This is a genomic window from Bacillus sp. FSL K6-1012 (assembly GCF_037964915.1).
In the GTDB taxonomy this organism is placed as follows: domain Bacteria; phylum Bacillota; class Bacilli; order Bacillales; family Bacillaceae; genus Bacillus; species Bacillus halotolerans.
In genome coordinates this window covers 3,450,020-3,461,485 of the sequence record NZ_CP150175.1, presented here as the reverse complement: position 1 = coordinate 3,461,485, position 11,466 = coordinate 3,450,020, and the positions used below count along the sequence as shown (strand labels likewise).

8 protein-coding genes are annotated in these 11,466 nt (G+C 44.8%); 7 read left to right on the top strand and 1 reads right to left on the bottom strand.

Translation table 11 applies throughout. The annotated features are described in order from the left end of the window. Nucleotides 1–67: 67 nt before the first annotated feature. The 3 genes from NSS75_RS17990 to NSS75_RS17980 all read left to right on the top strand — a co-directional run bounded on the left by NSS75_RS17990 (nt 68) and on the right by NSS75_RS17980 (nt 1,977). On the top strand, nt 68–736 hold the full coding sequence (locus NSS75_RS17990; RefSeq protein WP_095713025.1) for a DsbA family protein: 669 nt from the start codon (nt 68–70) through the stop codon (nt 734–736). A gap of 4 nt (nt 737–740) precedes the next feature. Next, the gene (locus NSS75_RS17985) at nt 741–1,157 is read left to right on the top strand and encodes a disulfide oxidoreductase (RefSeq protein ID WP_095713026.1); all 417 of its coding nucleotides are present in this window, start codon (nt 741–743) and stop codon (nt 1,155–1,157) included. Between the two features lie 208 nt (nt 1,158–1,365). Then, nucleotides 1,366–1,977, top strand: coding sequence for a trimeric intracellular cation channel family protein (locus tag NSS75_RS17980; RefSeq protein WP_010331875.1), 612 nt, complete (start codon nt 1,366–1,368; stop codon nt 1,975–1,977). Nucleotides 1,978–2,077: 100 nt separating this feature from the next. On the opposite strand, the gene NSS75_RS17975 is transcribed toward NSS75_RS17980, so the two are convergent. Further along, nucleotides 2,078–2,512 carry a hypothetical protein gene (locus tag NSS75_RS17975; RefSeq protein ID WP_024122837.1) on the bottom strand — a complete coding sequence of 145 codons (435 nt, stop codon included), beginning with the start codon at nt 2,510–2,512 and terminating at the stop codon, nt 2,078–2,080. A 581-nt stretch (nt 2,513–3,093) separates the two neighbouring features. On the opposite strand from NSS75_RS17975, the gene helD reads away from it, so the two are divergent. The 4 genes from helD to NSS75_RS17955 all read left to right on the top strand — a co-directional run bounded on the left by helD (nt 3,094) and on the right by NSS75_RS17955 (nt 11,415). Then, nucleotides 3,094–5,418, top strand: coding sequence for an RNA polymerase recycling motor HelD (helD, locus tag NSS75_RS17970; RefSeq protein WP_339234227.1), 2,325 nt, complete (start codon nt 3,094–3,096; stop codon nt 5,416–5,418). A 173-nt stretch (nt 5,419–5,591) separates the two neighbouring features. Then, nucleotides 5,592–7,406 (top strand): assimilatory sulfite reductase (NADPH) flavoprotein subunit, encoded by a 1,815-nt coding sequence (locus NSS75_RS17965; protein ID WP_216393862.1) that lies wholly within the window; start codon nt 5,592–5,594, stop codon nt 7,404–7,406. 25 nt (nt 7,407–7,431) lie between these two features. Beyond that, nucleotides 7,432–9,150, top strand: coding sequence for an assimilatory sulfite reductase (NADPH) hemoprotein subunit (gene cysI / locus NSS75_RS17960; protein WP_044159104.1), 1,719 nt, complete (start codon nt 7,432–7,434; stop codon nt 9,148–9,150). A 252-nt stretch (nt 9,151–9,402) separates the two neighbouring features. Beyond that, complete coding sequence (locus NSS75_RS17955) at nt 9,403–11,415, top strand: Na+/H+ antiporter (RefSeq protein WP_101859956.1); 2,013 nt, start codon at nt 9,403–9,405, stop codon at nt 11,413–11,415. Nucleotides 11,416–11,466: the final 51 nt, after the last annotated feature.

Sequence of the window (11,466 nt, the reverse complement as noted above, 5' to 3'; positions counted from 1 at the left end):
TTAAAATAAAGAAGTGGGTCAATTGAGATCCGCTTCTTTTTTAATTTTAAAACGATGAGGTGTCGGAGTGAAAAAGAAACAGCAGTCTTCTGCGAAATTCGCGGTCATCCTTACGGTTGTCGTTGTTGTCTTGTTAGCAGCAATTGTCATCATTAATAACAAAACGGAGCAAGGCAACGAAGCAGTGTCAGGACAGCCGTCTATCAAAGGCCAGCCTGTGCTTGGCAAAAATGATGCACCGGTAACGGTAGTGGAATTCGGAGATTATAAATGTCCGTCTTGCAAGATGTTTAACAGCGACATCTTCCCTAAAATCCAAAAAGACTTTATTGACAAGGGCGATGTGAAATTTTCTTTCGTGAACGTCATGTTCCATGGAAAAGGCTCAACGTTAGCGGCTCTTGCCTCAGAGGAAGTATGGAAAGAAGATCCTGATTCTTTCTGGGCATTTCATGAAAAGCTGTTTGACAAGCAGCCGGACACAGAACAGGAATGGGTAACGCCGGCGGTTCTCGGTGATATCGCAAAAAGCACGACAAAGGTAAATCCTGATACGCTGAAGGACAATCTTGATAAGGAAACATTTGCTTCTGCAGTGGAAAAGGATTCGGACCTTAATCATAAAATGAACATAAAAGCAACGCCTACGATTTACGTTAATGATAAAGTGATCAGTGATTTTTCGGATTATGAAGAAATTAAAGAAACGATAGAAAAAGAGCTGAAAGGGAAGTAAGCGAATGAAAAATAGAATTGTTTTTTTATATGCTTCCTGGGTTGTTGCTCTTAGCGCCATGCTGGGCAGCCTGTATTTCAGTGAAATCAAAAAGTTCATCCCATGTGAACTGTGCTGGTACCAGCGTATCCTCATGTATCCGCTCGTTCTGATTTTAGGAATCGCCACCTTTCAGGGTGACACACGCGTGAAAAAGTATGTGCTGCCGATGGCAATTATCGGCGCATTTATTTCGATTATGCATTATCTGGAGCAAAAAGTGCCGGGCTTTAGCGGCATCAAGCCATGTGTAAGCGGTGTGCCTTGCTCGGGTCAATATATTAACTGGTTCGGTTTTGTAACCATTCCGTTTCTGGCCTTGATTGCTTTTATTCTGATCATCATTTTTATGTGCCTTTTAAAAGGTGAAAAATCTGAATAAGAAAAAAGCGCCCGCGAATGCAGGGCGCTTTTTTAACTTGTACAAATGATAGGAGCTGCCAGAGGTAAACCCATGCTGATCGGTGTTTGCTGTTTTCCCTCTAAATTTATCTTTTTTTATCATAAAAATGTTATTGATTTTCACCTGAAGCGGTTATAAAATCTAGAGGTCGTCAGAAAATTTAACAAATATAAAGGGAGTCATCAGAATGGCTTGGGAGCTGCTCAGTGTGATCGGCATCATTGCGTTTGCGGTTAGCGGCGCAATTGTTGCGATGGAAGAAGAATATGATATTTTAGGTGTTTATATATTAGGAATTGTCACAGCTTTTGGAGGAGGAGCGATCCGCAATTTGCTGATCGGCGTTCCGGTGTCAGCATTGTGGGAGCAGGGTGCGTACTTTCAAATCGCTCTGGTATCGATCACGATCGTTTTCTTGTTTCCAAAGCTGCTGCTGAAGCATTGGAACAAATGGGGAAATTTATCGGATGCGATTGGTCTTGCAGCCTTCGCTATTCAGGGCGCCCTGTATGCCGTTAAAATGGGGCATCCGCTTAGTGCCGTTATCGTGGCTGCGGTGCTGACGGGAAGCGGCGGAGGAATCATTCGGGACCTGCTTGCCGGGCGCAAGCCGCTCGTGCTGAAAGCGGAAATCTATGCGGTATGGGCGGCGCTCGGCGGTTTAATCGTCGGCTTGGGCTGGACCGGAAACTCGATCGGTTTATACGCGCTGTTTTTTGTGCTCGTCGTATGCCGCGTTTGTTCTTATATGTTCAATTGGAAGCTGCCAAACCGTTATTTTCGCTTAGATAGCCAGTAAATAAAAGAAACCTCATCCATGTCGGAGAGGTTTTTTTATTGCAGCCAGCTGGATCAAAGTCTTTTCAAATGCTGACCACGCAGAGCAAAGTTGTTTGAAATTAATAAGTAGCCCAAAATGTATAGCTGATGGTCTTTTTAGTTCCTGTGTTAGTGAATTTGAATCTGTAATTTGTTTTGTAGCTTTTAGAAGCTTGTTTGTAACTTAAATTTGTAGAGCCTTTTTTCTTTGCATAAAAAGTTTTCACATTTTTCCAGCCTTTATTTGTCTTTTGTTGCAGAGTTGCTGTAATTTTCCCGCTGCCTGATCCGTTTGCCGTAATGTTGGCCCAAGTTCCTTGCCCTGGATAATAAATATGAAAAGTTGGCGAGTAAGTATAGTTTTTAAATGAGCCCGAATGGTAATGAGTACTCCATATTTGACCTTTTTTAACCCAATCTTTAGCTTCTGCTTTGTTGTTTACTAGGTCAATAGCCGTAAAACTTGTTACGGCTACGACGAAAGCCAGCAACATCATATATAGCTTTTTCTTCACTGAGTATTTCCTCCTAGCTTATTCTGGTTCTTTCTTCATGTTCATATCATAAACCATGAGAAATAATGTAACATCGTCCTAATCTCCCGAATTAGAAACTTCATTTTGTTGAAATATGTCGAAATTGGATAAAAAATGACTATTTTACTGCGTCTATAGGTATGATAGCAAGGATGGAAGGCTATTGATTTTAGTTGCTATATGGATGATAATACAGCCAGTTTAGTCACTCTTCACGTGAGATGAACTGATAAACACGGCAAAGCTCTGTGTGTTTTTAAAATGAAAAAGATATATTTTCATATGGAAGATTGAATGTTATAAGGAATCGATACTGATGAAAGAGAAGATTCGCAACCTTAAAAAGCACGTACAACAGTGAAATCTTAAAATAAAAAAAACGATTTCGAGTTGAAATCGTTTTTTTTATGCATATAAATAACCCAAACCTTGAACGATGTTGGGTGAATGTGCTATTATAAATTGTATTTGCCTGTTTTTATCATATATTAAATATATATCCAATTCTATTTTACATTATTTCTTCTTCGTTTGTCAACTATTTTCTGGAGGTGCCGTTCATGAATCAGCATGATAAGGAATGGAAAGAAGAGCAGTCAAGAATAGATGATGTACTGCAGGAGCTCGAGAATAAAGAGCGGCTTCTCGAAACGTCCGCGGGCGGATTAAAGCATGATATTATCGGATTACGAAAAAACTTCTGGGAGGATGTCACGGTTAACTTTGATGACGTCCATGAAGCGGTTGAAACGATGGCAAGCATTAAGCAGCAGGCAGAGCTGCTGTCTGATCGGGAACGGAATCATCGGCATATGGATCAGCAGCTCAAACGAATTCATCAATTAAAAGCATCGCCTTATTTCGGCCGGATTGATTTTATTGAAAACGGCGAGAAACAGGCGGAGCAGATCTATATCGGTTTAGCATCCTGTATGGATGAGCAGGAGGAACACTTTCTGATTTATGATTGGAGAGCACCGATATCAAGCCTTTACTATAATTATTCCCCAGGAAAAGCTGAATATGAGGTTCCCGGCGAAACGATAGAAGGGGAAATGGTGCTGAAGCGCCAGTTTATTATTAAAAACGGCGCTCTCAAAGCGATGTTTAATACTGATATGACGATCGGCGATGAAATGCTGCAAGAGGTATTAAGCCATCACTCTGATACACAAATGAAAAACATCGTGTCTACGATTCAGAGAGAACAAAATCAGATTATCCGAAATGAAAAAAGCAAATTTCTGATTGTGCAGGGTGCGGCAGGCAGCGGAAAAACGTCAGCAGCGCTCCAGCGTGTCGCTTATTTGTTATACAGGCACCGCGGTGTAATTGATGCTGGACAAATCGTTTTATTTTCCCCAAACTTTTTGTTTAACAGCTATGTCTCCTCTGTTTTGCCTGAATTAGGCGAAGAAAATATGGAACAGGCGACGTTTCAGGAATATATCGAGCATCGGCTTGGCCGCAAGTTTCAATGTGAAAGCCCCTTTGATCAGCTGGAATATTGCCTGACCAAAACAAAAGATGACAGTTTTCAATCAAGGCTTGCCGGAATCACGTGGAAGGCAGGCTTATCTTTTCAGCAATTTATTGATGAATACGCCAGCAGGCTGTCTTCTGAAGGAATGATCTTTAAAAATATCGTTTTCCGCGGACAAAAACTGATCACAAAGGAACAAGTCCAAGCGTATTTTTACTCGCTTGATCAAAGCCTGTCCATTCCGAACCGGATGGAACAAACGGCAAATTGGCTGCTGAGTGAGCTTAACAAGCTGGAGAAAAAGGAACGGCGAAAGGATTGGGTCGTTCAGGAAGCCGAGCTTCTCGACAAAGAGGAATATTTGGAAGTGTACAAAAAGCTGCAGGCAAAGAAACGGTTTAGTGAGAGTACATTTAACGATCATCAGAGAGAACAGCAGCTGCTTGCCGCCATGATTGTAAAAAAGGCCTTCAGAGCAATTAAACAGGCGGTCAGGCAGCTGGCGTTTCTTGATGTCAAACAGCTGTATCTGCAATTGTTTTCTGACTGGGGAAGCAAAGCTCAAACAGAGGATACTGCGGCAATAGGGGAGCTGACAAGATCGGCATTTGGAGAAAATAAACTTCTCTATGAGGACGCGTCTCCATTTCTATATTTGCAGGATTTGCTAGAAGGCAGAAAGAAAAACATGCAGATCAAACATCTATTTATCGATGAAGCTCAAGATTATTCTCCATTCCAGATGGCGTATATAAGGAGTATTTTTCCGTCTGCCAGCATGACGGTGCTCGGGGATATCAATCAGTCTATTTACGCCCATGCGATAAACGGTGCAGCACGTATGGATGCCGGCTTTGAAAAAGAGCAGGCTGAGTGTGTCCGTTTAAAAAGAACGTACAGATCAACGAGACAAATTGTGGAATTGACAAAAGCGCTGCTGCAGGACGGAGCGGACATTGAGCCTTTTAACAGAGATGGGGAAATGCCCTGCGTGTTAAAAAGCGAGGGTCGCGAGGATCTTTGTCAAAAGCTTATGCGAGAAATTGGGCGACTTAGAAAGAAAGGGCATGAAACCATTGCTGTTATTTGCAAAACGGCGCAGCAGTCAAGACAGGCACACGCTCAAATAAGCGAATATACCGATATTCGGCTGATTCATAAAGAAAACCAAACGTTTCAAAAGGGAGTCTGTGTTATTCCGGTTTATTTAGCGAAGGGAATTGAGTTTGACGCAGTACTTGTCTATGATGCCTCAGAAGAACAATATAGAACAGAGCACGACCGGAGGCTGCTGTACACTGCCTGCACCCGGGCCATGCACGGGCTGACCGTTTCTTCTATCGGTGAACCAAGTCCGTTTGTGAGTGCTGTGCCCCCTCATTTATATAAGAGTGCTGATTGAAAGAGAAGGGTGCCTTCTCTTTTTTCTTCATTTAAATGAGACAAAGGGGTTTTATCATTAATAATCTTAATCGTTATCATCATGTAAATATATTTTACTTGCGGTGTGTCTTCCGGTAAAGTTCAATTAGATACTATTTCGATCAGTTTATACAATTTTGTGAGGTGGATACGTTGCAACTTCAGGTAATGAACAGTCCGTTTAATCAGGAGCAGGCAGAGCTCCTTAACCGCCTTCTGCCAACCTTGACAGAATCTCAGAAAATCTGGCTGAGCGGCTATTTATCAGCGCAATCTGTTTCCGTCCTGGAAACATCGGGGGCGCCGGCTGCTGTGTCTGCGGGTGTAACGGCACCGGCCATTTCAAAAGAAGTCACCGTCCTTTACGGTTCACAGACGGGAAACGCACAAGGGCTTGCAGAGAACGCCGGCAAGCAGCTTGAGGAGCGAGGCTTTCAAGTCACCGTTTCATCCATGAGCGACTTTAAGCCGAACCAGCTCAAGAAAATTAACAATCTTCTGATTGTCGTCAGTACGCATGGCGAAGGTGAGCCGCCTGATAACGCGCTGTCGTTTCACGAATTTTTGCACGGAAGACGGGCGCCTAAGCTTGATGATCTTCGCTTTTCTGTTTTGGCGCTTGGTGACAGTTCATACGAATTCTTCTGTCAGACAGGAAAAGAATTTGATCAGCGCTTAGAAGAGCTTGGCGGGAAACGAATTTCTCCGCGCGTTGACTGTGATTTGGATTATGATGAGCCGGCTGCTGAATGGCTGGAAAGCGTATTTGAGGGCTTAAGTGAAGCTGAGGGCGGAAGCGCCGCGCCTGCGCCGGCCGCAGCGCCTCAAACTGGTGAATCTGCGTATTCAAGAACAAATCCGTTTCGGGCGGAAGTGTTAGAAAATTTAAATTTAAACGGCCGCGGATCAAATAAAGAAACACGCCATGTGGAATTATCTCTTGAAGGATCAGGCCTTACGTATGAACCTGGTGACAGCCTCGGCGTCTATCCGGAAAATGATCCGGAGCTTGTCGATGCGCTGCTTCAGGAAATGAATTGGGATCCCGAAGAGATTGTGACGCTGAATAAGCAAGGCGATGTCCGCCCGCTGAAAGAAGCGCTGATTTCTCATTATGAAATTACTGTTCTCACAAAGCCGCTTCTTGAACAGGCTGCTCATTTGACGGGAAGCGAGGAGCTTAGAGAGCTTTTAGCACCGGGAAATGAGGGTAAAGTGAAAGCGTATATTGAAGGGCGCGATTTGCTTGATCTGATCCGGGATTATGGCCCGTTCAGTGTAACGGCGCAGGAGTTCGTATCCATTCTTCGAAAAATGCCGGCCCGCCTCTATTCAATTGCGAGCAGCTTATCCGCAAACCCGGATGAAGTGCATTTAACGATTGGTGCAGTTCGGTACGACGCGCATGGCCGCGAACGAAAAGGCGTCTGCTCGATTTTATGCGCGGAGCGTCTGCAGCCGGGAGACACACTGCCGGTTTATGTCCAGCATAATCAGAACTTCAAGCTTCCGAAGGATCCTGAAACACCGATTATCATGGTCGGCCCTGGGACAGGCGTTGCGCCGTTCCGTTCCTTTATGCAGGAGCGCGAGGAGACGGGAGCTGAAGGAAAAGCATGGATGTTCTTCGGTGATCAGCATTTTGTCACAGATTTCCTATATCAGACAGAGTGGCAGAATTGGCTGAAAGACGGCGTGCTGACAAAAATGGACGTAGCGTTCTCACGCGATACGGAAGAAAAAGTGTATGTGCAGCACCGCATGCTTGAGCAGAGCGCAGAACTGTTTGAATGGCTTCAAGAAGGAGCGGCTGTTTACATTTGCGGAGATGAAAAGCACATGGCACACGATGTCCATAACACACTCTTGGAAATTATAGAAAAAGAAGGCAATATGACCCGTGAAGAAGCGGAAGTTTATCTTGCCGATATGCAGCAGCAAAAACGTTATCAGCGTGATGTATACTGATTTGACCTGAAAGGAGTTTTTCAACATGGTGACCAAAATCTTAAAAGCACCGGACGGCTCTCCAAGTGACGTCGAGCGCATTAAAGAAGAAAGCGATTATTTGCGCGGCACACTAAAAGAAGTGATGCTGGATCGGATCAGTGCGGGAATTCCGGATGATGACAACCGCCTGATGAAACACCACGGCAGTTATTTGCAGGATGACCGCGATCTCCGCAATGAACGCCAAAAGCAAAAGCTTGAACCGGCCTATCAGTTCATGCTGCGCGTCCGTATGCCGGGCGGCGTATCGACGCCTGAGCAATGGCTCGTGATGGATGATCTTTCGCAGAAATACGGTAATGGCACCCTAAAGCTGACGACGCGTGAAACGTTCCAAATGCACGGGATTTTAAAATGGAACATGAAAAAAACCATTCAGACGATCCATTCGGCTCTTCTGGATACAATCGCGGCTTGCGGGGACGTAAACCGGAATGTGATGTGCGCATCGAATCCTTACCAGTCTGAAATCCATTCCGAAGTATACGAATGGTCCAAAAAATTAAGTGATGATCTCCTGCCCCGAACAAGAGCGTATCATGAAATTTGGCTTGATGAGGAAAGAGTGGCCGGCACGCCTGACGCAGAAGAAGTCGAGCCGATGTACGGGCCGCTTTACCTGCCGCGGAAATTCAAAATCGGTATTGCGGTTCCGCCGTCAAATGACATTGACGTCTTTTCGCAGGATCTCGGATTCATTGCGATTGTGGAAGACGGCAAGCTCATCGGTTTTAACGTGGCAATCGGCGGCGGTATGGGAATGACGCACGGCGACAAAGCGACATATCCGCAGTTAGCCAAGGTAATTGGATTCTGCCGCCCTGAACAAATGTATGACGTTGCTGAAAAAACAATTACGATTCAGCGTGACTACGGAAACCGTTCCGTCCGTAAAAATGCCCGTTTCAAATACACAGTTGACCGCCTCGGTTTGGAAACAGTGAAAGAGGAATTGGAAAACCGTCTCGGCTGGAGCCTGGAAGAAGCGAAGCCGTACCATTTTGATCATAACGGCGACCGCTACGGATGGGTGGAAGGCATTGAGGATAAATGGCATTTTACGCTGTTTGTCGAAGGCGGCCGTGTGACGGATTACGAAGATTATAAGCTGATGACAGGCTTGCGTGAAATTGCTAAAGTTCATACAGGCGATTTCCGTCTGACAGCCAATCAGAACTTGATTATCGGTAATGTTCCAAGCGAGAAAAAGGATGAAATCAACGCATTAATCGATCAATACGGGTTAACTGACGGAAAGCATTATACAGCGCTGCGCCGCAGCTCTATGGCGTGTGTTGCTCTTCCGACCTGCGGATTGGCGATGGCTGAAGCAGAACGTTATTTGCCGTCCCTTTTAGATAAAGTGGATGAGATTATTGATGAAAACGGTCTTCGTGATGAGGAAATTACCATTCGCATGACAGGCTGCCCGAACGGCTGCGCCCGCCATGCGCTCGGAGAGATCGGATTTATCGGAAAGGCGCCTGGGAAATATAATATGTATCTAGGCGCTGCGTTTGACGGCAGCCGCTTAAGCAAAATGTACCGCGAAAATATCGGAGAAGAAGACATTTTGAGCGAGCTGCGCGTCCTGCTTTCCCGCTATGCGAAAGAACGCGAGGAAGGTGAGCACTTCGGTGACTTCGTCATTCGCGCCGGTATCATTAAAGCGACAACTGACGGGATGAATTTTCATAATTGAGATGAGAGACAGGGGGGATTGCCCTGTCTCTTTTTGATTTTGCTTTGCGGCAAAAAAGTTCACCATGAGCATATCATGAGAAAAAATACCCTAAAAAGGGTACTATAAAAGAAGACTAGTGTGGAGGAGACTCCTGCGGAATCCAGTATTGGATGTAAGGCCATCCTTTATCTTTTGCAAGCCTCAGCCTCTTCGGACAAATATTGATCAACTCATCATGCAGATACGCAGCAGATTAAGGAGGTTATGCATTTGGACATATTTTTAGTCGTCCTTGTTTTACTGGCTATTATTGCGATTTCTAACATTGTCAATCGGTTTATCCCGTTTATTCCAGTGCCTCTGATTCAGGTGGCGCTTGGGATTATTGCCGCCTCATTTCCACAGGGGCTTCATTTTGAATTAAACACGGAATTGTTTTTCGTCTTGTTTATTGCGCCTCTTCTATTTAATGATGGAAAGAGGACGCCTCGGGCTGAGCTTTGGAATTTAAGAGCTCCCATTTTATTGCTTGCACTTGGCCTTGTATTTGCGACTGTGATTGTAGGAGGATACACGATCCACTGGATGATTCCTGATATTCCGCTGGCAGCGGCCTTTGGGCTGGCAGCCATTCTTTCACCGACTGATGTTGTCGCTGTCAGCGCATTATCAGGAAGGGTGAAGATGCCGAAAGGAATTCTGCGCCTGCTTGAAGGGGAAGGACTGATGAATGATGCATCAGGTCTGGTCGCCTTTAAATTTGCGATTGCCGCAGCGGTTACCGGGGCATTTTCACTGGCGCAAGCAGCTGTCAGCTTTGTGTTTATTTCTGTTGGCGGCCTTTTGTGCGGGGTTGTCATTTCGTTCTTGATTATCCGCTTTCGTCTATTCCTGCGCCGCCTTGGCATGCAGGATGTCACGATGCACATGCTGATTCAAATTCTGACGCCTTTTGTGATTTATTTGGCAGCGGAGGAAATCGGTGTTTCCGGCATTTTAGCCGTTGTGGCGGGCGGTATTACGCATGCGGTTGAACAGGACCGTCTCGAATCGACGATGGTGAAGCTGCAAATCGTCTCATCGAGTACGTGGAACATTATTTTATTTATTTTGAACGGTCTTGTCTTTGTCATCCTTGGCACACAGATTCCGGATGTCATTTCGGTGATTTTTAACGATACAGCGATCAGCAACATGAAAGTGATCGGCTATATTCTGGTCATTACATTTACGTTAATGCTTCTTAGATTTCTGTGGGTGCTGTTCTTCTGGAACGGCAAGTGGTTCTTTAATAAAGATCAAACCATTTATAAGCCGGGACTTCGTTCTACATTGTTAATTTCCATTTCAGGTGTGCGGGGAGCGGTTACGCTTGCAGGTTCATTCTCCATCCCATATTTCCTGGAGGATGGCACACCGTTTCCGGAAAGAAATCTGATTCTCTTTTTAGCCGCAGGCGTCATTTTATGCACGCTTGTTATTGCCACCTTCGTGCTTCCGCTTCTGACTGAAAAAGAAGAAGAGGACGAAGAAAAAAATAAGAAGCTGCTGACGGCGAGACGCAAGCTGATTAAAACGGCTCTCAAAACGATTAAAGAAGACATGAATGATACAAACAAAACGGCGTCTCTTGCGGTCATTGCCGAATACAATGAGAAAATGAAAAACCTTCGTTTTCAGCAATATACTACGTCAACCCGCATAAAAAAGTATGAACGGAAAGTCCGCGCTCAAGGGATTAAAGCCGAGCAGGAAGAACTGATGAAACTGCTGGAGCGGGGAGACATCCCGGAAGAAACGGCAAACGCTCTGCAAGAACGGTTTAATGAATTGGAAATTTTGTATGCCAACCCGTTTAAAGTCGGTTTATCAAAAACAAGGCTGAAACGTCTGATGTATTGGATTTTCTTCGGAGAACATAAAAAGCCGGAGATGTCGATTTTAAACGAAGAGGGATTAATGAGAGCAACTAGGGTTAAAACGGCTAAAGCTGCGATAGGACATTTGGAAAAGCATATACCGGAAGAACATAAGGAAGTATTTTTCTCGGTCATCTCGTTTTATAAACAATTAATTTTCAGATTGGAGCACAGCCATCACGAACATAAATCGAACGCCCATTTTGAAAATCAGAAGCTGGAAGTGAAGCTGAAGGCTGTGCAGGCGATCAGAAATGAGATTCAGACGCTCTTTGAGGAGCGGGAAATTTCCCGGGACATCTCTCATGAGCTTCGCCAATATATTAATGATGTGGAAGCCGCAATGCTAGAAGGCGGCGAATAATTCCAAGAAAAAAAGCTGGCATCTGGGGACTGACCCCCGTTTTTGAGACAG